The sequence below is a fragment of the Pseudomonas vranovensis DSM 16006 genome (assembly GCF_000425805.1).
Classification (GTDB): domain Bacteria; phylum Pseudomonadota; class Gammaproteobacteria; order Pseudomonadales; family Pseudomonadaceae; genus Aquipseudomonas; species Aquipseudomonas vranovensis.
The window spans coordinates 549,827-572,687 of record NZ_AUED01000003.1; the positions used below are offsets into that span (position 1 = coordinate 549,827).

Genomic DNA, 22,861 nt, shown 5'->3' on the forward strand with positions numbered 1-22,861 from the left:
GTCCTAAGCTGGCGCTCTTTCATGGAGAGCGTCGTATGAAGAAATGTTGTGCTGTATTGCTGGCCCTGCTTCCGCTCACGGCGCTGGCTTACCCCATCGATGTGGACAAGCAGCTGGACGGCGTCAAGGTCGACTACACCACCTATGACACTGACTACGACATGGGTTCGATCACCCTGAACAACTACGGTGACGTGCCGGCCCAGTGCAAGGTCCGGTTCCAGAACGGCCCGGAGGCGCCTCGGGTGCGTCGGGTCCAGGTGCCGGCCAAGCAAAGCCGGGATGTCACCGCCAAATTCAATCGCAAGATCATCAAGCTGCGCATCACCCTGGACTGCAAACCTCAAGAGTGAAAGGCGGCTCACGCCGTTCTTGAGGGTAGAGCATTGGGCTAATAAAACAAATTAACTGATAGGTTGCACCCAGATTTTACGCTTTTTAATCGATCGGTCACCGATTAATCTTACCTCCATCGACTGACCGCATTCGCCGATGGAGGCAAACCCAATGTCCCGTGTACTTGTTATCGAAAGCAGCGCCCGCCAGCAGGACTCGATCTCCCGGCAACTGACCCGTGACTTTGTCAGCCAGTGGCAGGCGGCTAACCCGACCGACCCGATCACCCTGCGTGACCTGGCCGTGAACCCGGTGCCGCACCTGGATGCCAACCTGCTCGGTGGCTGGATGAAACCTGAAGACCAGCGCAATGGCGATGAACTGCAGGCCCTGGCCCGCTCCAACGAGCTGACCGATGAAGTGCTGGCTGCCGATGTGCTGGTGCTGGCTGCGCCAATGTACAACTTCACCATTCCGAGCACTTTGAAAGCCTGGCTGGACCATGTACTGCGTGCCGGTATCACCTTCAAGTACACCGAAACCGGCCCGCAGGGGCTGCTGACCGGCAAGAAGGCCTACATCCTCACGGCCCGTGGCGGCATCCATGCCGGCGCTTCCAGCGATCACCAGGAACCCTACCTGCGCCAGGTGATGGCATTCATCGGTATCCACGACGTGACCTTCATTCACGCCGAAGGCCTGAACCTGGGTGGCGACTTCCACGAGAAGGGCCTGAACCAGGCCAAGGCCCAGCTGGCTGCGGTGGCGTGAGCACACTGAATTTTCCCGCCTGACACCTGTTGCTCCTTTGGGTGTACCTGCCCGGTCTTTGACCGGGCTTTTTTGTGCCTGAAGAGGCGGGCTTGCTCAGCGACAGGCGAGCGGATAAGGTCGCCGCCTCTACAGCAAGGGGCAACCATGGGCTATTTATTGATCGTCGCGCTGATCCAGGCGTTTTCCTTCAGCCTGATCGGCGAGTACCTGGCCGGTCACGTCGACAGCTATTTCGCCGTGCTGGCGCGTGTGGTGCTGGCCGGGCTGGTGTTCCTGCCCCTGACCCGCTGGCGTCAGGTCGAGCCGCGCTTCATGCGCTCGATGCTGCTGATCGGCGCGCTGCAATACGGCATCACCTATGTGTGCCTGTACTTGAGTTTCAGGGTGCTGACGGTGCCCGAAGTGCTGCTGTTCACCATTCTCACGCCCCTGCACGTGACCCTGATCGAAGACGCCCTGAACCGGCGCTTCAACCCCTGGGCACTAGTGGCAGCGCTGGTCGCGGTTGGCGGTGCGGCAGTGATCCGTTTCGACAGTATCAGCCCGGATTTCTTCATCGGCTTCCTGCTGCTGCAACTGGCCAACTTCACCTACGCCGCCGGGCAGGTGCTGTACCGTCACTTGATCGCGCGCAACCCCAGCGACTTGCCGCATTACCGGCGCTTTGGCTATTTCTACCTGGGGGCATTGATGGTGGTGTTGCCGGCCTTCCTGGCTTTCGGCAACACCCAGCACCTGCCAAGCACCGATGTGCAGTGGCTGGTGCTGTTGTTCCTGGGGCTATGCCCGACGGCGCTGGGGCTGTACTGGTGGAACAAGGGCGCGTGCCTGGTGTCCGGCGCGACCCTTGCGGTGATGAACAACCTGCATGTGCCAGTGGGGCTGTTGCTCAACCTGCTGATCTGGAACCAACACGAGCCCCTGGGCAGTTTGTTCATCGGCGGTGCGGTGATCCTGGCCTCACTGTGGATCGGCCGTCTCGGCAGTCAGGGTGCGCTGCGGGCGGGGCAGGCTGGCCGGTAGCAGGCCGGCACGCAGATCGTTGCCGCTCGGCTGCTGGTACAGGCTCAGGCCGAATTCCGGCATCACCGACAGCAAGTAGTCGAAGATGTCACCCTGGATGCGCTCGTAGTCGGCCCACACAGTGGTGCGGGTAAAGCAGTAGATTTCCAGCGGCACGCCCTGGGCAGTGGTCTGCATCTGGCGGACCATGCAGGTCATGTTCGGCTGGATCTCGGGGTGGCTCTTCAGGTAGGCCAGGGCATAGGCGCGGAAGGTGCCGATGTTGGTCATGCGCCGGCGGTTGGCCGACATTTCGGCCACGTTGCCCTGGGCCTCGTTCCAGGCCCTGAGTTCACTGCGCTTGCGGCTCATGTAGTCGGTCAGCAGGTGGACCTGGCTCAGGCGATGTTCTTCTTCATCGGTCAAGAAACGTACGCCGCCGGCGTCGATGAACACGCTGCGCTTGATCCGGCGGCCGCCCGACTGCTGCATGCCTCGCCAGTTCTTGAACGACTCGGACATCAGGCGCCAGGTCGGAATGGAGACGATGGTCTTGTCGAAGTTCTGCACCTTGACCGTGTGCAGGGTGATGTCGACCACATCGCCATCGGCACCCACCTGGGGCATCTCGATCCAGTCGCCGACCCGCAGCATGTCGTTGCTGGTCAATTGCACGCTGGCCACGAACGACAGCAGGGTGTCTTTGTACACCAACAGGATGACCGCCGACATGGCACCCAGACCGGAAAGCAGCAACAGCGGCGAGCGGTCGATCAGGGTGGCGACGATGACGATGGCGCTGAACACGAACAAGACCATCTTGGCCAACTGCACGTAGCCCTTGATCGAGCGGGTGCGGGCGTGTTCGGTGCGGGCATAGATGTCCAGCAAGGCATCGAGCAGGGCCGAGATGGCCAGGGTCAGGAACAGGATGGTGAAGGCCAGCGCCACGTTGCCGAGAAAGTGCTGGCTGGTGGCATTGAGCTCGGGCACCAGTTTCAGGCCGAACTGCACCACCAGCGAGGGGGTGGTCTGGGCCAGGCGGTGGAAAACCTTGTTCTGGCGCAGGTCGTTGAGCCAGTGCAGCGGCGGTTGCCTGCCGAGCAGACGGGCGGCGTGCAGAATCAGAAAGCGCGCCACCCGGCCGAGTACCAGTGCGATGACCAGCAACACCGTCAGGCCCAGGCCCGCGTGCAATACAGGGTGTTGATCGAGGGTGCCCCACAGGTCCAGGGCGTTTTGCCACATCTGTTGAATATCCATTGCCGTAGTGAAATTTGTCCGCAAACGTGAAAAGGAGGGTCATTAGAGCGCGGATTGGCGACAAGTTGCCAAAAGAATTCGGCGGCGACGCCGGAAAACGTTACCCTATGCAACTGAATTTTTTGCACATGCCCGAGGTACACCCGTGTTTTCCCAATTCGCCCTGCACGAACGCCTGCTCAAAGCCGTGGACGAGCTGAAATTTGTCGAGCCGACCCCGGTGCAGGCAGCGGCCATTCCGCTGGCGTTGCAGGGACGGGACCTGCGGGTGACGGCGCAAACCGGTAGCGGCAAGACCGCAGCCTTCGTCCTGCCGATGCTCAATCGCCTGGTCGACCTCAAGCAGAAACGCGTCGAGATCCGCGCCCTGGTGCTGCTGCCAACCCGCGAGCTGGCCCAGCAGACTCTCAAGGAAGTCGAGCGCTTCGCGCAGTTCACCTTCATCAAGGCTGGCCTGATCACCGGTGGCGAAGACTTCAAAGAGCAAGCTGCCATGCTGCGCAAGGTGCCGGACGTGCTGATCGGCACTCCGGGTCGCCTGCTTGAGCAGCTCAATGCCGGCAACCTGCACCTGGAGCATGTTCAGGTCATCGTTCTGGACGAAGCCGACCGCATGCTCGACATGGGCTTCTCCGAAGACGTCGAGCGCCTGTGCAACGAGTGTCCGAACCGCGAGCAGACCATGCTGTTCTCCGCCACCACCGGCGGCGCCGGCCTGCGCGACATGATCGGCAAGGTATTGAAAGAGCCTGAGCACCTGATGCTCAACAGCGTCAGCCAGCTGGCCGAAGGTACTCGCCAGCAGATTATCACCGCCGACCACAACCAGCACAAAGAGCAGATCGTTCAGTGGTTGCTGCAGAACGAAACCTACGAAAAGGCGATCATCTTCACCAATACCCGGGTCATGGCCGACCGCATCTACGGTCACCTGGTGGCCAAGGACTACAAGGCGTTCGTCCTGCACGGTGACAAGGACCAGAAGGACCGCAAGCTGGCGATCGAGCGGCTGAAGCAGGGCGGTGCGAAGATTCTGGTTGCCACCGACGTGGCCGCCCGCGGCCTGGACGTCGACGGCCTGGACCTGGTGATCAACTTCGACATGCCACGCAGCGGCGACGAATACGTTCACCGTATCGGCCGTACCGGCCGCGCCGGTAACGAAGGCCTGGCGGTCTCGCTGATCTGCCATGGCGACTGGAACCTGATGTCGAGCATCGAGCGCTACCTCAAGCAGAGCTTCGAGCGCCGGGTCATCAAGGAAGTCAAAGGCACCTACACCGGGCCGAAGAAGGTCAAGGCCTCGGGCAAGGCGGCCGGGGTCAAGAAGAAAAAGACCGACAAGAAGGGCGACAAGAAAGTCGCGGCCAAGCGCAAGCCGACGGCCAAGCCGAAGCCCAATGCACCGCTGGCCAGTGCCGATGGCCTGGCACCGCTGAAGCGTCGCAAGCCGGCACCGGCTGCGGAGTGATGCAATGATCGCGGGGCAAGCCCGCTCCTACTGTAGGAGCGGGCTTGCCCCGCGATAACGTCAGACCTGCTTCTCTGCTGTCCTCAATTCCTGCAACCGCTTGTCGATCAGCTGGCATTTGTCGGGCAGGTCCTTGCTGGCGCTGTCTAGCTTCATGCCTTTCAATTCTTCGTTGATCTCCTTGGCCTTCTGCGGATTCTGCTCCGTCAGTCGCGTGACCTCCTTGGCCAGTTCCTCGCGTTTTTCCGTGGCTTCCTCAAGCGTGCAGGCCCAGCTGGGCAGGGCCAGCAGCAGGCTGGCAGCGGCAGCGATGTTCAACAGGGGCTTCATGGGCAGGGCTCCGTTGGCGTGCGTTATCCGGTTGAGGTGCCACAGGCGGGTAAAGTTCAGTCGAACCGCTGCCCCCCGCATCGGTCACAACCTTACACACCCTTGAGTGAGGCCATGCCGATGATCACCTACGACTGGGACCTGATCGAACGCCTGCTGCATGAAGTGCAGAACGGCGCCGGTCACAGTTTTACCCCGCGCCCCTATGCCGAACAGCACGCCGCCGCCCTGGCCGCCAAGGGCGAGCCGGTACCGGAGCTGGATCACCTCAAGACCCGAGCGTGCGAGTACGAAAAGCTGCTGTTCGATCGCAGCTTCATTGAAAGCCGGCCCGAAGATCAGGGCGGCAACGGTGAAAACTTTGTGCTCACCGAGCGTGGCGCTCGCTTGCTCAGCCTGATCGACAGCAGCATTCCGGGCAATGACCATCCGCGCCAGGTACTCGATGAACAGGAAGACGCACTGGAGCCGACCTTGTTTGACCAGGTGGCGTCGCGGCCTCAAATTGCCTGAGCACGACACAACGCTGGCATTGACCGTACAGCGGCGCTGATAATTGGCAACTGGATCCACAGCTGCCGAGACTCTGCCATGCCGTTCGCCAACAGCGGGTGCCCGCAATGAGCGCCACCCGCCGCAACACTGATGCCTTCGCCCTGCAAATCATGCTGGTGCTGTGCCTGATCTGGGGCATCCAGCAAGTGATGATCAAACTGGCGGCCCCCGATATTGCCCCGGTCATGCAACAAGCCTTGCGGTCGGGAATGGCGGCGGTGCTGGTGGGGCTGTTGATGTGCTTTCGCGGGGGCTGGGACCAGGTCTCTCATACCTGGCGCGGCGGCCTGTTGGCCGGTGCGCTGTTCGGGCTGGAGTTCCTGTTCATTGCCGAAGGCCTGAAGCTGACGTCGGCAGCGCATATGTCGGTATTCCTCTACACCGCCCCGGTGTTCACGGCCCTGGGTTTGCATTTTTTGCTGCCGAGCGAGCGCCTGAGGCCCCTGCAGTGGTTGGGCATCGTGCTGGCCTTTGGCGGTATCGCCTATGCCTTTGCCGGTGGGGTGTCATTCGCCGATATGGACAGCCGCGTGCTCCTGGGCGATGCCTTTGGCGTACTGGCAGGCCTGGCCTGGGGCGCGACCACGGTGGTTGTGCGAGGCTCACGGTTGTCCGAGGCGCCTGCGACCCTGACCTTGTTCTATCAACTGGCGGTCGGTTTCGTCGGCCTGCTGTTGATTGCCGCGCTCAGCGGCCAGGTCACCCAGGTGCATTTCACCCCGATGTCGATTGGCAGCCTGTTGTTCCAGGGATTGATCGTTTCGTTCTTCAGTTACCTGACCTGGTTCTGGTTGCTGCGTCGCTACCTGGCCTCGAACCTGGCGGTGTTCTCTTTCATTACCCCGTTGTTCGGCGTGACCTTTGGTGTGCTGTTGCTCGGTGAGCCGTTGAGCCTGAACTTCGTGCTCGGGGCGGTCATGGTGTTGCTCGGCGTAACGCTGGTCAGCGCTGAGCAGTGGGTACGACGGCGCTTGCGCAGCCTGCTCGGTTAGGCGCAGGGCGCAACAGCAAGGCGCCAGCCAGCATCAGGCCGCTGCCGGCAACCACCAGCGCCGGCTGCAGGCTGGCGGCGAACTGAGTACTCAAGGCCGCCAGCAACGGGCCGCTGAGCTGGCCCAGGGCAAAGCAGGCGGTCAGCAAGCCGGTGTTGCGTTGGCTGGCCTGGGGCGATAGCTCTCGCAGCCGCTGCATCATCAACTGCATGCAGGCCAGAAACGGCATGCCACACAAGATCACTCCCAGGGCCAGGCTCGGCCCGCTGCCCAGCAGGCAGGCGAACACGCCGGCAGCTTGCAGCCACAGCGTTGCCATCAACCACTGTGAGGTGCTGCCCCAGTGTGGGCGGCGATAGCTGACCATCACCACACCCAGTGCCGCTGCCAGGCCGAACCCCGGCCAGAACAGGTCTGCCAGCCAATGCCCGTGAAACCGCGCGCTGGCCATCTGTGACATGAACGTGGCCGGGATGATGTAGCCGATACCGTACAGCGCATAGATCAGGCCCAGGCGAGCAATGCCCCGCGTCGGCGTGGCCACGCTGGTGCTGGCAGGTGCCAGGGCCTGTGGCCGAGGCAGGAACGGCAGCACGGCCAGCAACATCAGCAGCGCGGTAGCGGCGTAGATCAGCCACAACGGCGCTGAGCCCAGGCCGTAGAGGTTGGAAAACAGCGCCAGCAATCCTGTGAGCATGATCCCCACGCCGGGCCCGGCGAACACCAGTGCGCCCAGGCGTTGCCGGTTGCTGGCCACCGCCAGTTGCTGGGTCAGGCTGGTGAGCATCACCAACACCCAGGCGCTGGCCACTCCGGTGCCGAAGCGCAGCAGCAGGTGGCTCCAGAAGTCATGCGCCCACACAGAGGCCAGGGTCAGCGACACGCACAGCCACAAACCGCCGTGCAAGCGGGCGCGGACTTGCCCGGGGCGGCGGGCGAACATGGCGTCCAGCGCACCGAGCAGGTAACCCAGATAATTGGCGGCGGCAATCAGCCCGGCTGCGGTCAGGCTGATCTGCCCTTCGTTGAGCAGGTGCGGCAGCTGCGGGGTCAGGGCGAAGCGGCCGATGCCCATGGCCATCATCAGGGCGACAGCGCTGGCGAGCAGGCGAATGAACGGGGACATGGTCAGGTTCCTGAAACGGATTCGATGACCGTCAGGCTACGAGTGATTGACTTTCAGAAAAATTGAATAATTATGATGAACTTGTTCTGTTCTGGAGAATGTTTCGTGGAGCTCAGCCAACTGCGGATCTTTCAGGCAGTCGCCGAGGAAGGCTCGATCACCCGCGCTGCGGAGCGCTTGCACCGGGTGCCGTCGAACCTGTCCACGCGCTTGCGCCAACTCGAAGAGCAACTGGGCGTCGAGTTGTTTCGTCGCGAACGCCAGCGCTTGCAGTTGTCGCCGGCAGGCAAGGTGCTGCTCGACTATGCCGGGCGCATGCTGGCGCTGCATGATGAAGCCTGTGCGGCGGTGCAGGGCGGGCAGCCGGCAGGCGATTTCGCGCTGGGCACGATGTACAGCACCGCGGCGATTCATCTGCCAGCGTTGCTGGCGCGCTATCACAAGGCGTATCCGGCGGTGAATCTGCAGGTGCAAGCGGCGCCCAGTGGTGAGTTGCTCGAAGGCCTGATCAGTGGTCGCCTGGATGCGGCGCTGGTGGATGGCCCGCTGGCGCTGGCCGGGCTCGACGGTGTGCCGCTGTGCGATGAGACTCTGATACTGATCACGGAGCCGGATCATCCGCCGGTGCGCAGTGCTCAGGATGTCACTGGGCGGGCGGTGTTCACCTTTCGCCAGGGCTGTTCGTACCGCATGCGCCTGGAGGCCTGGTACGCACACGATCACGCGGCCATGGGCCGGGTGATGGAGATCGAGTCGTATCCGAGTATGTTGGCGTGCGTGATCGCCGGGGCGGGGGTGGCGCTGATGGCACAGTCGATGCTCGACAGCTTGCCCGGACGTGAACGGGTTGCGGTGCACCGCTTGCAGGTACCCTTTGATCAGGCCACCACCTGGCTGATGTGGCGCAAGGGTATGCGGGGGGCGAACCTGAGCGCCTGGATAGATCTGCAACAAGGGGAAACAGTTGCAGGGGCGGGCGAAGTGGCGGTCAGTGCTTGATCGAGATCAAACTAGCCCCAACTTGTAGACCATGAGCATGCGTAAAGTACGACATAGGACTATGATCTGTATGAAGCATCGCAGGATTGAATCGCCGTGCAGGCTGACCCGTAAGGGGGAGTTATGAGAAATAATCTGTTCAACTGGCTTCATGACCTGGCTGCGGCCCTGGGCTTGATTCCACCGCCGTTGCAGCCGGTGCCGATCCCCACCGATGAGGAGCAGCGCAAGCGCCAGCCTCGTCGCTAGCGCCTGGCTCGGGCCGCCGCATCAGCTTGATGCGACGGCCACCGCTGGCCTGATCAGGCCAGATTCACTGCACCCGCCGTCCGGCGGGACATCAGGCTTACCACCACAAAGCTCACCAGCGCGATCGCCAGGCTGTAGTAGATCGGCGTGTTGGCATCCATCCCATCCTTGACCATGAACACCAGGGCGGTGACAAAGCCCAGGGTCATGCTGGTGATGGCGCCGGCGGTGGTAGCACGTTTCCAGTAGATCGCACCGATCAGTGGCACCAGCATCCCGCCTACCAGCAGGTTGTAGGCCAGGGTCAGGGCGCTGATAACATCTTCCACCACCAGGGCGATTCCCAGCACGGCAATGCCGGTCAGCAGGGTGAACAGGCGGTTGATGCCCAGGCTCGATTGTTTGCCGCCGCGCAGTTTTGGCAGCAGGTCTTCGGTGAGCACGGTCGAGGCCGCCAGCAGGCCGGCACTGGCCGTGGACATCATCGCTGCCAGGGCTGCAGCAATCACCAGGCCGCGGATGCCGTCAGGCAGGGCGGATTTGACGATGGCGGCGAAGGCGTTGTTGGCATTGCCCAGGTCCGGCAGCAGCACATGGGCGGTCATACCGATCACCGCACACACCAGGCCATAGATCACGCAGTAGATGCCTGCAGTGGTACCGGCGCGCTTGGCGACTTTTTCGTCACGGGCAGTGAATACTCGCTGCCAGATGTCCTGACCGATCAGGATGCCGAAGAAGTAGATCAGGAAGTAGGTGATGATGGTGTCCCAGCCGATGGTGGTCAGGCTGAAGCTCGATGCCGGCAGCTTGGCCACCAGCTCATCCCAGCCGCCTACGCGGTAGAGGCAGATCGGCAGCAGGACAAACATCAGGCCTACGGTCTTGATCACGAACTGGACGATGTCGGTCAGGGTCAGCGACCACATGCCGCCGATGGTCGAGTACACCACCACCACGCCACCACCGAGCAGGATCGCAGCCCAGAATGGCATCTCGAACAGCACTTGCAGCACGGTGCCGATGGCCAGGGTCGAGGTCACGGCGATCATCAGTGCGTAAGCGAGCATGATCACGGCGCTGGCCTGGCGGGCCATGGGGTTGTAGCGCTGCTCCAGTACCTGGGTCACGGTGAAGATCTTCAGGCGCAGCAGGGGTTTGGCCAGGAACAGGTTCAGGGCAATGATGCCCAGGCCCAGGGCAGCGCACAGCCAGAAGCCCGAGAGGCCGTGAACGTAGCCCAGGCGTACAGTGCCAACAGTGGAGGCGCCGCCCAGTACCGTTGCTGCCATGGTGCCCATGTACAGGCTTGGGCCCAGGTTGCGCCCGGCCACCAGGTAATCTTCATGGGTTTTTGCCCGGCGCATGCCGTAATAGCCCAGCGCGAGCATGCCAGCCGCATAGATCAGAACAACGAATAGGTCCAAAGCCATGGGGGTGTCTCCGATTATCTTTATTATGGTGAGATCGATCCTGACGCCAGGCATGCCCGGCGCCGGTCATTCGTCTACGGCTCAGGCCGCGTGTGCGGCCCGGCTTTCATGGCTCCTGCCTGTGTAGCTTCCCTGGTGTTTGTCGGTCAGCGGCGCGCGACGCCCGGCAAGACACAGAGCATTTCGTACAGCAGGTTGGCACCCAGCAACGAGGTGTTGCCGGTGGTGTCGTAAGGGGGCGAGACTTCTACCAGATCGCAGCCGATCAGGTCCAGGCCCTGGCAGCCACGGATGATTTCCATGGCCTGGATGGTGGTCAGGCCACCGATTTCCGGGGTGCCGGTACCTGGCGCCCAGGCCGGATCGATACCGTCGATGTCGAAGCTCAGGTAGACCGGACCGCCGCCGACCTTTTCACGTACTTCAGCCATCAGCGGCTCGAGGGATTTGTGCCAGCACTCTTCGGCCTGGACCACACGGAAGCCCTGTTTGCGGCTCCAGTTGAAGTCTTCGGCGGTGTAGCCCTGGGCGCGCAGGCCGATCTGCACCACGCGGTCGCAGTCCAGCAGGCCTTCTTCCACGGCGCGGCGGAAGGTGGTGCCGTGGGCGATTTTCTCGCCGAACATGTGATCGTTGACGTCGGCGTGGGCATCGATGTGCACCAGGCCTACCTTGCCGTGCTTCTTGTGGATGGCACGCAGGATCGGCAGGGTGATGGTGTGGTCGCCACCCATGGTCATGGGGATGACGTTGTGTTCGAGGATTTCGTCGTAGGCTTCTTCGATGATGCGCACGGCTTCAAGCAGGTTGAAGGTGTTGATCGCAACGTCACCGATATCGGCCACCGACATCGAATCGAAGGGCGCAGCGCCGGTCGCCATGTTGTAGGGACGGATCATTACCGACTCGGCACGGATCTGCCGTGGGCCAAAGCGGGTGCCGGAACGCAGCGAAGTACCGATATCCAGCGGGATACCGATGAAGGCCGCGTCCAGGCCCTCGGCGCTTTGCAGGTGAGGAAGGCGGAGCATGGTGGCGATGCCGCCGAAACGCGGCATTTCGTTGCCGCCCAGTGGTTGGTGCAGAATCTTGTCCACGGTCGGGCCTCATCGATTCGATTGTTTTAGTTGTTGGAACCTGTCTGCCTGGGTTGGGAAAAACCCTGAAGCGCCGGCTGACAGGTGCATTGCGGCAGAGTCTGCAAAAGGTAGTGCTCGAAAAGAATCGCTACAGGCAAATACTTAGTTCATGTTTTTCTAAACTAATGCCGAGAATCTGGTTAGACTTTTGCCACTTGCCGCCTTTCGGACTCCGCTTTCCATGGCCTCTGCACTGCCTGACCTGAAACTCCTGCGTATCTTCGTCAGCGTGGTACGCCACCAGGGTTTCGCCAGCGCCCAGCGCGAACTGAACCTCTCGACCTCGGCCATCAGCACCTACATGAGCCAGCTCGAAGCGGCACTGGGCATCGTGCTGTGCCATCGAGGGCGAGGCGGCTTCAGCCTGACCAGCAAGGGCGAGCTGTTCCACCAGGAGACCTTGCGCCTGCTGGCGGAAATGGACGGCTTCGAGCAGTACGCGGCCGCCCTCAAGGGCGAGTTGCGCGGCACGCTGAACCTTGGGGTGATCGACTCCACCGTTGGTGACCGTGCCTTGCCCCTGGCCGAGGCCATCGGCGCCTACAGCCAGGAACACCCGGCTGTTCACCTGCACCTGTCGGTCTCGAGCCCCTACGAGTTGCAACTGGGCGTGCAGGACAACCGCCTGGACCTGGCCATCGGTGCCTTCTCCACTCGCATGAGCGGGCTGGTCTATCAGCCGCTGTACCGCGAACAGCACTGGCTGTACTGCAGCAATCGTCACCCGCTGTTCAACGAGCGGCGCATTCCCGAGCAGGTTATCACTCAACAGCGCATGGTCGGACGCGGCTACTGGAGCCAGGCCGAGCTTGCCCGCCACGGCTTCAAGCACAGTGCGGCCACGGTGGAGAGTATGGAGGCGCAGCTGATTCTGGTGCTGTCGGGCGCCTACATCGGCTATCTGCCGGAGCACTACGCCCAGGCCTGGGCCGACAAGGGTGACTTGCGCGTACTGTCGCCGGCAACCTTCGGCTACCAGGCGCCATTTTCCATGATCATCCGCCGTGGCCGCAGCCGCGAACCCTTGATCCAGACCTTTCGCGACCTGCTCAAGGCGCAGTTGACCCCCGCCTGAATGCAAGGGCCCCTGAAAATGTCAGAAGGGCCCTCGAAATTCCTGAAACTATTGGCAACACCGGCATGAAGGCTCTGCTAAACCTGTACCTGCTTTGATGAATGTCCCCATCGTCTTTCAAGCAGAGACCGCCCGATGCGCATGAATTTGCCCGTCACAGAACACGAAAGAACCTTCCCCGCCGATCAACGGCTTATTTCCACCACCGACCTCAACAGCCGCATCACCTATTGCAACGACGCTTTTGTCGCCATCAGCGGTTTTACCTACGACGAATTGCTTGGGCAACCACACAACCTGGTGCGTCACCCGGACATGCCGCCTGCGGTGTTCGGTCATATGTGGGAAACAATCAAACAGGGCAAGCCGTGGATGGGCGTGGTGAAGAACCGGGCCAAGAACGGTGATTATTACTGGGTCAGTGCTTATGTGACGGCCATCTACGAGAATGGTCGGGTCAGTGGCTACGAGTCGGTGCGCTCGGTGCCGAGCCGCGAGCAGGTCCGTCGCGCCACGGCGTTGTACGCGCGCCTGCGCCAGGGGCGGGCAGCCGTGTCCTGGGCTGCTCGCGCGGGTGAGGTGGTCGAACATGGCTGGCCCCTGCTGGGTGCCGGCGCGCTGTCGGCGGCCGGCTACCTGTGGCTGGCGCCCTATGCGGCCCTCGGAGTACTGATGAGCAGCCTGCTCAGTGCCTGGTACTTGATCGAGTCGCGTCAGAACCGGGTGATCAAACGCACACTGGCGGAACACCCCAAGGCGTTCACCAGCCCGTTGGTGGCCTTGACCTACAGCAGCAACAGCGGTTTGCAGGGGCAACTGGACCTGGCCATCCTGAGCGAGGAGGCGCGTTTGCAAACGGCCCTGACCCGCCTGGTGGATGCGGGAGTGGGGGTCAAGTCGCGTGCGGCGCAATCTTCGGACCTGTCTGGCGCGCAGGCGCAGATGCTGGACCGCCAGCGCAGCGAAACCGACCAGTCAGCCACCGCTATTGCGCAAATGGCGGCAACCATTCAGGAGGTTACCCACAACGTGCAGAGCACCGCCACGGCAGCGGCCGACGCCGATCAACTGGCCCAGCAGGGCAGTGACCTGGCCCAGCAGAGTCTGCGGGCCATGGGTAGCATGAGCGAGGCGGTCAGTGATATCGGCCAGGCGGTCAACGAACTGGCCGGCCAGACCCAGTCGATCGGCAGTGTGGTGGATGTGATTACCTCGATTGCCGAGCAGACCAACCTGCTTGCGCTCAATGCTGCCATCGAGGCGGCGCGGGCGGGGGAGCAAGGTCGCGGCTTTGCGGTGGTGGCCGACGAAGTTCGCTCCCTGGCCCAGCGCACTCGGGCGTCCACAGAAGAAATCCACCAGATCATCGCCTCACTGCGTGCCGGCGCGGATCGGGCGGTGTCGACGGCCAGTCGCGGCGAACAGATATCCCGCGACAGCGTGCAGCGGGTCGAAGCGGTGCAGTCGGCGCTGGTGGGTATCACCCAGGCGGTTAGCCGCATCACCGGCATGAGCCAGCAGATGGCCACGGCGTCCGAGCAACAGAGCCATGTGGCCGAAGACATCAACCAGCAGATCACCCGTATCGCCCAGCTGTGTGACCACAGCGCCGGGCAAGCCAAGCAGGGGGCCGAGATCAGCCAGGATCTGGAGCGCATGGCCGACTACCTGTACAGCCTGGCCGAACGCTTCAACCGCTGACCCTTTACATCCCTCCCACAGGGAAGTGGGCTTTTTACGGGACTGCTGTGGCACACTTTGCCCGCCCAGGAGAACCCGATGTCCAGAATCCAGTGCGAGCGCTGCCTGCGCCCACAAGCCCATTGCCTTTGTCCGCTGATCCCGTCCCTCGACAGCCGTACGCGCGTGCTCGTATTGCAGCACCCCAGCGAAGTTCGCCATGCTTTGAACACGGCAAAACTGGCTGCACTGGGGTTGCGCAATGCCGAATTGCGGGTGGGGGAGGTGTTTGAAGACCTGGCGGGGTTGATCGAGGTGCCGGGATATCGAAGTGCGTTGCTGTTTCCCGGTGACGATGCACAGCCCCTGGTGAGCTATGCCGACGGCGATGAACGCCCGTGGCTGCTGGTGGTACCCGACGGTACCTGGCGCAAGGCGAGCAAGCTGCTGCACCTGAACCCGCCGCTGGCGGCCTTGCCGCGGGTAACCCTGGCGCAGGTGTTGCCGTCACGCTACCGCTTGCGCAAGGCCCCGGCCGAAGGGGCGTTGTCGACCCTGGAGGCGGTGGTGCAGGCGTTGAATGTGTTGGAGGCACCCGTGAGTTTCGATACCTTGCTCACGCCGTTCGAGGCGTTGATCGAAGGGCAGATCGAGGCAATGGGCCGCGAGACCTACGAACGCAACCACGTAAGCGTGGGCTCAGTGGGAGCGGGCTTGCCCCGCGATGAGGGGTGACGGGTAGATCGCTTTCGCGGGGCAAGCCCGCTCCCACAAGTTGGGTTGCAGCGGAGGTATCAGCGTTCGCGCATGGCCTCGGTACGCGCCTTGAGCACGGGTTTGAGCAAGTAGTCGAGTACGCTTTTCTGTCCGGTGATGATGTCCACCGTGGCAGTCATGCCGGGGATGATCAGCAGCGGTTTGTTGTCGCCGCCGAGGTGGTTCTTGTCGGTGCGCACCTGGATCAGGTAGAAGGAATTGCCCTTGTCGTCGGTCACGGTGTCGGCACTGATCAGTTCGAGCTTGGCCTTCAAGCCGCCATAAATGGTGTAGTCATAGGCGCTGAACTTGACCATCGCTGTCTGCCCCGGATGCAAGAACGCCACGTCCTGGGGGCGGACCTTGGCCTCGATCAGCAGGTTGTCCTCCAGCGGTACGATCTCCAGCAGGTCACTGCCCGGCTGTACCACGCCGCCGATGGTGTTGACCTTGAGCAATTTGATGATGCCATGCACGGGTGAGACCACCGTGGTACGGGTGACGCGGTCATCGATGGCGATGCTCGAGGCGGTGATCTTCGACAGGTCGGTGCGTTTCTCGTTGAGCTCCTTGGCCGCCTCCGAGCGAAAGCCGGCTTCCGATTCTTCTATCTTGCTCTTGATCTCGGCCACTGCCGCCTCGGCGCGGGGAATGGCCAGGGTGGTGGCGTTCAGCGAGCCGCGGGCTTCTACGGTACTGCGCTTGAGTCGCAGGATCTCCACCGGCGAGATCGCCCCGGTGCCCACCAGCGGGGTCGACATGTTCAGTTCCTGCTGCAGCAGGGCCAAGGCCGAGCGGTATTGCTCGGCCTTGGAACGAAACTCGGCCAGCTCCTGGGTTTTCTGCCGCAGTTGTTCATTGAGGGTCTGTTTTTCGCTGGTAAGGCGCCGCAGGCGGGACTGGAACAGCGACAGCTCATCCTCGGCCACCTGGGGTGCCTTGCTGCGCACTTCCTCGGAGACCTGGAAAGGCCGGCCCTCGGCTTCGGCCGACAGGCGTTCGACCTGTGCGGTGAGGGCGTAGCGATCGGCCTCGCTTTCCCCCTTGTTGGACAAGAAACGCGTGTCGTCCAGGCGCAGCAGGGTATCGCCCTTGTTCACCATCTGGCCTTCGCGCACGAAGATCTCGGTAACGATGCCGCCTTCCAGGTTCTGGATCACTTGCACCTTGCTGGATGGGATCGCCTTGCCTTCACCCATGGTCACTTCGTCGAGCACCGCGAACCAGGCCCAGGCCACGGCGACCAGAATCAACGCTGCCGCCAGCCATACGGTGATGCGCGACAAACGCGGGGAATCCTGCAGGGTGGCGCCGGCCACATCGGGCATGTAGTCGCGTTCGGCAGTCTTGCCGAAACTCTGGAAGTAGCTGCGCGGGCCTTGGTTGCTGGACATGAGTCGCCCCCTTAGATGGCTGTACCGACACGACCTTTACGCAGTGCATCGATGACCGCTTCCTTCGGTCCGTCGGCGACCACCTTGCCGTTGTCCAGCACCAGCAGGCGGTCGACCAGGCTGAGCATCGAGGTACGGTGGGTGACCAGCAGCAGGGTCTTGCCCTGGACCCAGTCGTGCAGGCGATGACGCAACTGGTCTTCGCTGGCGTTATCCATGTGGCTGGTGGGTTCGTCGAGGATCATGATCGGTGGCTCCAGCAGCATCGCCCTGGCCAGTAGTACGGCCTGGCGTTGGCCGCCGGACAGCAGCTGGCCACGCTCGCCCACAGGACGGTCGAAGCCTTGCGGGTGCTGGCGGGCCAGTTCGCTGACACCGGTGAGCTCGGCCACTTCAAGCATGCGGGCATCGCTCACGTAGCGCGCGCCGAGGGTGAGGTTGTCGCGCAGGCTGCCGGCCAGCAAGGGCAGGTCGTGGGCCACGTAGCCGATCTGGTTGCGCAGGTCGGCGATGTCGAGTTGGCGCAGGTCGAGGTTGTCGAGGAGTATCTGGCCTTCGTCGGGGGCATAGAACCCCATCATCAGGCGGGCCAAGGTGCTTTTGCCCGAGCCGCTGCGACCGATGATGCCGATACGTTCGCCCGGCTTGACGCTGAAGCTCACGCCATTGAGCGCGGCGGCGTTCTGTCCGCCATAGCGAAAGGTGACATGGCTGACCTCGAGGGCGCCGTGCAGTTGTGTGCGCTCCAGCGGTTGCTGGCCGGCCTGGCGCTCCTGGGGCAGGGCCATAAGGGCGTCGGTGCTGCGCATGGTCAACTGCGCTTGCTGGTAGCGAGTGATCAACCCGGCGATCTGCCCCAGTGGGGCCAGTACCCGGCTGCCGAGCATATAACTGGCCACCAGGGCACCGACGCTGAGGTTGCCGGCGATGATGCTGTAGACGCCGGCAACGATGGTTGCCATGCCGCAGAACTGCTGGATGAACAGCGTGCCATTGGTGGCCAGGGCCGAGAGATTGCGGGCGTGGGCGTCGAGGCGGGTGAGGGCGCCGTGGGTGCTTTCCCACTGGTACTGGCGCTCGCTTTCAGCACTGCAGGCCTTGAGGGTTTCAAGGCCACCCAGGGTCTCGATCAACAGGGCCTGGCGCACGGCACCGAGCGCCAGGCTTTTCTGTACGGTGTCGCGCAGGCGCACCTGGATGAACAGCGCAAAGAGAATGGTCACCGGAAAGGCGACCAGCGGAATCACCACCAGCCAGCCACCGAGCAGGCCGATGACCAGGAGCATCAGCACCACGAAGGGCAGGTCGATGATGCTGGTCAGGGTCACGGCGGTGAGAAACTCGCGCAGCCCCTGGAAGTCATGGATGCTCTGGGCAAATCCGCCGATGGTGGCCGGGCGGGCTTTCATCGACATGCCGGTGATGCGTTCGAACAGGGTGGCGGAAAGAATCAGGTCGGTTTTTTTGCCGGCCTGATCGAGCAAGTGGGCGCGGACCACGCGCAGTATCAGTTCAAAGAGGGTGCCGATCAGCAGGCCGGCGACCAGGACCCACAAGGTCGAGAGGGCCTGGTTGGGCACCACCCGATCGTAGGTCTGCATGACGAACAGCGGCACCATCAGGCCGAGCAAGTTGATCAGCAGGCTGGCAAGAATGGCATCGCTGTACAGCCAGCGCGACAGCTTGAGCGTATCGCGAAACCAGGCATTGACCCGTGGCATCAGCGGTGCGCGCAAGTCTTCGAGTTCATGCCGGGGGCGAGCGAACAACGCCTCGCCACTGTAGGCCTGGTTCAGTTCCTCGCGGCTGACCCATTGCTCGCCGCCTTCGGCCTCGCTGGGCAGGATCAGCAGTCGGCCGTCATCGCCAAAGCGCCGCAACACGGCACATCGACCTTCCTTGAGCAGCAACAGCACCGGCAGGTTGAGCGCCGAGATGGCGCTCAATTCCCGGCGCAGCACCCGTGCCTGCAAGCCTGCGCGGGCGGCAGCCCGGGGCAGAAGCTCCAGGCCAAGGCGTTGCTGTGCCAAGGGCAGGCCGGCGCTGAGGCCAGCGCGCGTGACCGTGCAACCATGCAGCTTGCAGAGAATCAGCAGTCCATCGAGTAACGGGTCATCGAAACTGTGGCGCGGATCCGTCGCAGGGCTTGCAGGTTGCATGCTGGTCACAATGGCCTACTCCTGCTGCGTGGAGGGGGATCAGCGCATATCGGGCAAACGCGCCTCGCTCTTCACTTCGCTCTTGGCGATGGCCTCGGGCGGCAACGAGATACGTTGCTTGGTCAGCAGCTCACCCATGTTGGCCAGTACCCGGTACATCGAGAACTCCTCGGTGTAGCGCACTTCGGTGTAGCGGCGGTTGGCGTTGTACAACTCGTTCTCACTGTCGAGCAGGTCGAGCAGGGTTCGTTGCCCCAGGCCAAACTGATCCTGGTAGGCCGCGCGCACCCGGGTGGTGGTGTCGGCATATTCGCGGGCGGTCGGGGTTTGCAGGCGGGCGTTGGTCATGGCGTTCCACGACAGCGCCAGGTTCTCGTTGAGCGTACGCAGGGCGTTGTTGCGGATGTCCATGGCCTGGTTGATCTTGTGCGCATCGGATTGCAGGCGTGCCTTGTCGCTACCGCCGCGGAACAGGTTGTAGCTCAACTCGACACCCGCCTGCCAGTCGTTGTTGTCGTGGCCGACCTGGCCTGCGGTGTTGTTGTTGGCACCCGTGGCCAGCACGGCATCCAGGCGTGGGTAGAACGGCGACTTGGCCACCTCGTACTGCTGCTCGGCGGCTTGCACGTCCGCCTGGGCCGATTTCAGGTAGGGGTTGTTGTCCAGCATGCCCTGCCGAGCGTCGGGCAGGGTGGGGGGCATTTCACCCTTGATGGTGACCGGCGTTTCCAGTTCGTCGGCCTGGCGGCCGATAACGCTATAGAAGTTGGCTTCGGCGTCGGCCAGGTCCACTTCGGCGGTGTACAGGTTGTTCTCTGCCAGTGCGCGACGGGCAGTGGACTGGTCACGGTCGGCGTTACTGCCTACACCACGTTCGCTGCGCAGGCCGATCTGGTCATTGACGCGCAAGTGAGCCTGCAGGTTGTTCTTGGCCAAGGTGACCAGTTCGCGGCGCTTGAGTACCTCCAGGTACACCTCGATGGCGCGCAGGGCGATGCTCTCGGCAGTTGCCTGGGTGTAGTAGGCGCGGGAGTTGACCACGGCCTCGGTACGGCCTACCTCGTTGGGGGTGTTGAAGCCGTCGAACAGCATCTGCCGCAGGCGCAGGTCAGACTGGGTGTAGGTCAAGGTTTCTTTGTTGTGGTTGCGCGAACCGTCGGCATTGAAGCCGCGGGTGTTGGTGTTGTCTGAGCGCTGGCGGCCATAACCACCGACCAGGTCGACGCTTGGAAAGTAGCCCCCTCTGGCTACCTTGACGTCTTCATCTGCCGAGAGCCGGCTGTTGCGGCTGGCGTTGATTTCCGGATGTTGGTCCACGGCGCTTTGCACAGCTTCCGTAATCGACATCGCCTGAGCATTGGCACATGCCATGGCCAAAAGAATTGCGCTGGTGATGGGGGTCAAAACGCGCATGGGGTACTTCTCCCTGATTTCTAATAAGGTATTGCTGTCGCCATAAATTTGACGGTTTTTTTAGCTCAAACCGTTTCAGGCTTGTAACAAGACAGCTAAGAACATTTATAAAGCCAGCTAAGAAGATTTTTTCATAAGGGTTATGCGAAAAAAAACTTATGCGATCTAAGGAAACCGCGACATTGTTGATATCAGGCGGTCCGGTTGAATCAACGCCAGTGTGTATTTTCGGGCGCCGGAGAAAGTTCAACGTACATTTGCAGCAAAGGGCACGGATGTAGCGGTGGGGAGGGAGGAAAAGCGCTAGCTGGCGACAATTTATTGGCAGATGCCAAAAGGCCAGACCACTTTTCCGCTAACCCGGAACACTGCCAGCGAAGCGTCGATTGCAGTGCAATCGACTTCGCTGGCCGCGCATTCCGGGTGTTGGCCCAGGACAGTCCTGACGGCCCTTCCACGCGAGTTCAAAGCACTTTCCTGTGAAACCGTTCTGCAACCCAGGAGAGCGCCCATGGCCAAATTAATCGGTGTCGTCAGCAAAGTTGTCGGAGAAGTCTTCGCGGTTGCCAGTGACGGGACACGCCGGGCGCTGGCTGAAGGCGATCGGCTGTTTGTAGGTGAACAGTTGGACACAGGCCTTGCGGGTGCCGTGGCCGTTCATTTGCAAAATGGTGCCGAGCTGACCCTGGGGCGTGGTAGCAGCTTGCAGCTGTCGGCAGATCTACTGGCCAACCGCGTGCCTCATGTGGACACACCCGAGTCGTTGACGCCGAGTCAGGCGCAGTTGACCGATGTGGAAAAACTCCAGCAAGCCATTGCTGCCGGCACTGACCCGAGCCAGGAAGCTGAACCAACCGCAGCGGGGCCCGGCAGTGGCAGTGGGTCGGGGGCATTGGGCGGTGGCCACTCTTTCGTATTGCTCAGTGAAGTAGCGGGGCGGGTGGATCCGGTGATCGGCTTTCCGACGGCGGGCTTTAACGGCTTTCCGGAACTGGCGGAACTGGATGTCGGTTTGATCAACAACAATGACGCCCCTCCAGCGTTAGTGGCGCCACCCGAGCCGCCAGCAGACAATCCGGTCAGCCTTGAAGGCCTGGCGGTAGGCGGTGGCGAGCTGAGCTTGAACGAGGCCAACCTGGCGCAGGGGTCGGCCAGCAACCCGGCTGCCTTGACCCAGGCCGGTAGCTTCACGGTGGTGGCACCAGACGGGGTGTTCAACCTCAATGTCGGTGGTATCAACGTGGTGACTGCTGGCGCGGTGACCGGCGTGGGGCAATCCATCACCACCGGGCTTGGTAATGTGCTGACCATCACCGGTTACGATGCGGCAACGGGTGTCGTCAGCTACAGCTACACCCTTGCAGGTGCCGAGGCGCATGCGGCCGGCGAGGGCGCCAATGGGCTGGGCGAAAGCTTTACAGTGCTGGTCAGCGACACCGATGGCGATGTGGCCAGTGGCTCCCTGGATGTCACCATCATTGACGATGTGCCCCGCGCAGTAGGCGACACCAACGCGGCTACCGCCACCGAAAACCAGCTGACCTTGACCGGCAACGTGCTGACCAATGATGTGCAGGGCGCCGATCGCGTGGCCTCCGGGCCCATCACCGCAGGCACCTTTACCGGTACTTACGGCACCCTGGTGCTGGCGGCAGACGGTACCTACACCTATACCCTGAACACTGCCGATCCGGACTTCATCAACCTGAAGGGGGGAGGCAATGGCATCGAGACCTTTACCTACACCCTGAAAGACGCCGATGGCGATACCAGCACGGCCAACCTGGTGCTTAACGTCAGCAACCTGAATGACCCGGTGGAAATCAACGGCCTGGGCATCAATGGCGGCGCACTGGTGTTGTTCGAGAAAAACCTGGCCGATGGCAGCAGCCCGGATATCGCTGCATTGACCCGCAGCGGATCGTTCACCATCAAAGCCGTCGATGGTCTGGACTCGCTGACTGTCGGCGGAATCAGCGTGATCAGTGGCGGGGTGGCCAATACTTTCCCGCAATCGCTTACCACAGGCCTGAACAACACTTGGACCATCACCGGTTTCAACCCGGCCACAGGAGAGGTGAGTTACAGCTACACCCTGCAGGGCACTGATGCTCATGCCGGTGGTGGCGGTGTCAACAACCTCACTGAAAGCTTCACGGTGGTAGGGACCGATAGCGATGGCAGCACAGCCAGCGTGAATTTCAGCGTCACGGTCGTTGATGACGTACCGACGGCGAATGCCGACAGTAATTCTGTGACCGCTACCGAAAACCAGCTGACCCTCACCGGCAACGTGCTGACCAACGACGTGCAGGGCGCCGACCGCGTGGCTGGCCCGATCACCGCCGGCACCTTCACCGGCACCTACGGCACCCTGGTGCTGGCGGCTGACGGCACCTATACCTACACCCTGAACACCGCCGACCCGGACTTCATCAACCTGCACGGTGGCGGCAACGGCGTCGAGACATTCACCTACACCCTCAACGATGCCGATGGCGATAGCACCACCGCGACCCTGACCCTGAACGTCAGCAACCTCAACGACCCGGTCGTCATCAACGGCCTGAATGTGAACGGAGGCGAGCTGACCGTTTTCGAGAAGAACCTGGGTGACGGCAGCGCCCCGAATCCCTCGGCACTGACCCAGACCGGCAGCTTCACCATCAGCGCACCGGACGGTGTGCAGAGCATGACGGTGCATGGCGTGAGCGT

19 protein-coding genes and 2 pseudogenes are annotated in these 22,861 nt (G+C 62.2%); 13 read left to right on the forward strand and 8 right to left on the reverse strand.

Annotated features, from left to right (window positions below; translation table 11 throughout):
• The first annotated feature begins 35 nt into the window (after positions 1 to 35).
• The 3 genes from H621_RS0109600 (at position 36) to H621_RS0109610 (ending at position 2,133) form a co-directional block, all read left to right on the forward strand.
• Complete coding sequence (locus H621_RS0109600; RefSeq protein ID WP_028943184.1) at positions 36 to 353, forward strand: hypothetical protein; 318 nt, start codon at positions 36 to 38, stop codon at positions 351 to 353.
• A gap of 154 nt (positions 354 to 507) precedes the next feature.
• Positions 508 to 1,107, forward strand: coding sequence for an FMN-dependent NADH-azoreductase (locus H621_RS0109605; protein WP_028943185.1), 600 nt, complete (start codon positions 508 to 510; stop codon positions 1,105 to 1,107).
• A gap of 147 nt (positions 1,108 to 1,254) precedes the next feature.
• Positions 1,255 to 2,133 carry a carboxylate/amino acid/amine transporter gene (locus H621_RS0109610; RefSeq protein WP_028943186.1) on the forward strand — a complete coding sequence of 293 codons (879 nt, stop codon included), beginning with the start codon at positions 1,255 to 1,257 and terminating at the stop codon, positions 2,131 to 2,133.
• On the opposite strand, the gene H621_RS0109615 is transcribed toward H621_RS0109610, so the two are convergent.
• Positions 2,071 to 3,375: a mechanosensitive ion channel family protein gene (locus tag H621_RS0109615; protein ID WP_028943187.1), complete on the reverse strand. Its 1,305-nt coding sequence runs from the start codon at positions 3,373 to 3,375 to the stop codon at positions 2,071 to 2,073. The two genes, H621_RS0109610 and H621_RS0109615, sit on opposite strands and share 63 nt — an antisense overlap.
• Positions 3,376 to 3,520: 145 nt before the next feature.
• Here H621_RS0109615 and H621_RS0109620 point away from each other — a divergent pair, with 145 nt between their 5' ends.
• On the forward strand, positions 3,521 to 4,846 hold the full coding sequence (locus tag H621_RS0109620; RefSeq protein ID WP_028943188.1) for a DEAD/DEAH box helicase: 1,326 nt from the start codon (positions 3,521 to 3,523) through the stop codon (positions 4,844 to 4,846).
• 60 nt (positions 4,847 to 4,906) lie between these two features.
• Here H621_RS0109620 and H621_RS0109625 read toward each other — a convergent pair whose 3' ends face one another.
• The gene (locus tag H621_RS0109625; protein ID WP_028943189.1) at positions 4,907 to 5,176 is read right to left on the reverse strand and encodes a hypothetical protein; all 270 of its coding nucleotides are present in this window, start codon (positions 5,174 to 5,176) and stop codon (positions 4,907 to 4,909) included.
• A gap of 120 nt (positions 5,177 to 5,296) precedes the next feature.
• Between H621_RS0109625 and H621_RS0109630 the strand changes: the two genes are divergently transcribed.
• Positions 5,297 to 5,689 (forward strand): hypothetical protein, encoded by a 393-nt coding sequence (locus tag H621_RS0109630; RefSeq protein WP_028943190.1) that lies wholly within the window; start codon positions 5,297 to 5,299, stop codon positions 5,687 to 5,689.
• A gap of 107 nt (positions 5,690 to 5,796) precedes the next feature.
• Complete coding sequence (locus H621_RS0109635; RefSeq protein WP_028943191.1) at positions 5,797 to 6,723, forward strand: DMT family transporter; 927 nt, start codon at positions 5,797 to 5,799, stop codon at positions 6,721 to 6,723.
• Here H621_RS0109635 and H621_RS0109640 read toward each other — a convergent pair.
• Complete coding sequence (locus H621_RS0109640) at positions 6,674 to 7,849, reverse strand: MFS transporter (protein ID WP_028943192.1); 1,176 nt, start codon at positions 7,847 to 7,849, stop codon at positions 6,674 to 6,676. The genes H621_RS0109635 and H621_RS0109640 overlap by 50 nt on opposite strands.
• A gap of 105 nt (positions 7,850 to 7,954) precedes the next feature.
• On the opposite strand from H621_RS0109640, the gene ptrR reads away from it, so the two are divergent.
• Together ptrR and H621_RS29100 are read left to right on the forward strand one after the other, a co-directional pair.
• Entirely contained in the window at positions 7,955 to 8,848 is an 894-nt protein-coding gene (gene ptrR, locus H621_RS0109645) for a putrescine utilization regulator PtrR (RefSeq protein ID WP_028943193.1), read from the forward strand.
• 123 nt (positions 8,849 to 8,971) lie between these two features.
• Positions 8,972 to 9,097 carry a PA1414 family protein gene (locus H621_RS29100; protein WP_256205393.1) on the forward strand — a complete coding sequence of 42 codons (126 nt, stop codon included), beginning with the start codon at positions 8,972 to 8,974 and terminating at the stop codon, positions 9,095 to 9,097.
• 53 nt (positions 9,098 to 9,150) lie between these two features.
• On the opposite strand, the gene H621_RS0109655 is transcribed toward H621_RS29100, so the two are convergent.
• Both H621_RS0109655 and speB read right to left on the reverse strand, forming a co-directional pair.
• Positions 9,151 to 10,530 (reverse strand): sodium:solute symporter family protein, encoded by a 1,380-nt coding sequence (locus H621_RS0109655; RefSeq protein ID WP_028943194.1) that lies wholly within the window; start codon positions 10,528 to 10,530, stop codon positions 9,151 to 9,153.
• Between the two features lie 146 nt (positions 10,531 to 10,676).
• The gene (gene speB / locus H621_RS0109660; protein ID WP_028943195.1) at positions 10,677 to 11,627 is read right to left on the reverse strand and encodes an agmatinase; all 951 of its coding nucleotides are present in this window, start codon (positions 11,625 to 11,627) and stop codon (positions 10,677 to 10,679) included.
• A gap of 223 nt (positions 11,628 to 11,850) precedes the next feature.
• Here speB and H621_RS0109665 point away from each other — a divergent pair, with 223 nt between their 5' ends.
• The 4 genes and pseudogenes from H621_RS0109665 (at position 11,851) to H621_RS27005 (ending at position 15,159) form a co-directional block, all read left to right on the forward strand.
• A complete protein-coding gene (locus H621_RS0109665; protein ID WP_028943196.1) occupies positions 11,851 to 12,744 on the forward strand; it encodes a LysR family transcriptional regulator in 894 nt (297 codons plus the stop codon).
• A gap of 141 nt (positions 12,745 to 12,885) precedes the next feature.
• Positions 12,886 to 13,191: pseudogene (locus H621_RS29205) on the forward strand (PAS domain-containing protein); the annotation flags it as partial.
• A 279-nt stretch (positions 13,192 to 13,470) separates the two neighbouring features.
• A pseudogene (locus H621_RS29210) lies at positions 13,471 to 14,445 on the forward strand (methyl-accepting chemotaxis protein); the annotation flags it as partial.
• 78 nt (positions 14,446 to 14,523) lie between these two features.
• Entirely contained in the window at positions 14,524 to 15,159 is a 636-nt protein-coding gene (locus tag H621_RS27005) for a tRNA-uridine aminocarboxypropyltransferase (protein ID WP_051270496.1), read from the forward strand.
• Between the two features lie 59 nt (positions 15,160 to 15,218).
• Here the strand turns inward: H621_RS27005 and H621_RS0109680 are convergent, their stop codons facing one another.
• From H621_RS0109680 to H621_RS0109690, 3 genes are read right to left on the reverse strand one after another with little or no spacing between them, the layout of a single operon-like run.
• Entirely contained in the window at positions 15,219 to 16,574 is a 1,356-nt protein-coding gene (locus H621_RS0109680; protein ID WP_028943198.1) for an HlyD family type I secretion periplasmic adaptor subunit, read from the reverse strand.
• 11 nt (positions 16,575 to 16,585) lie between these two features.
• Entirely contained in the window at positions 16,586 to 18,733 is a 2,148-nt protein-coding gene (locus tag H621_RS0109685; protein WP_371919753.1) for a type I secretion system permease/ATPase, read from the reverse strand.
• Between the two features lie 39 nt (positions 18,734 to 18,772).
• Complete coding sequence (locus H621_RS0109690) at positions 18,773 to 20,146, reverse strand: TolC family outer membrane protein (protein WP_028943200.1); 1,374 nt, start codon at positions 20,144 to 20,146, stop codon at positions 18,773 to 18,775.
• 511 nt (positions 20,147 to 20,657) lie between these two features.
• Here H621_RS0109690 and H621_RS0109695 point away from each other — a divergent pair.
• Positions 20,658 to 22,861, forward strand: a 2,204-nt coding sequence (locus H621_RS0109695) for a retention module-containing protein (protein ID WP_028943201.1), incomplete at its 3' end; no start/stop codon positions are given.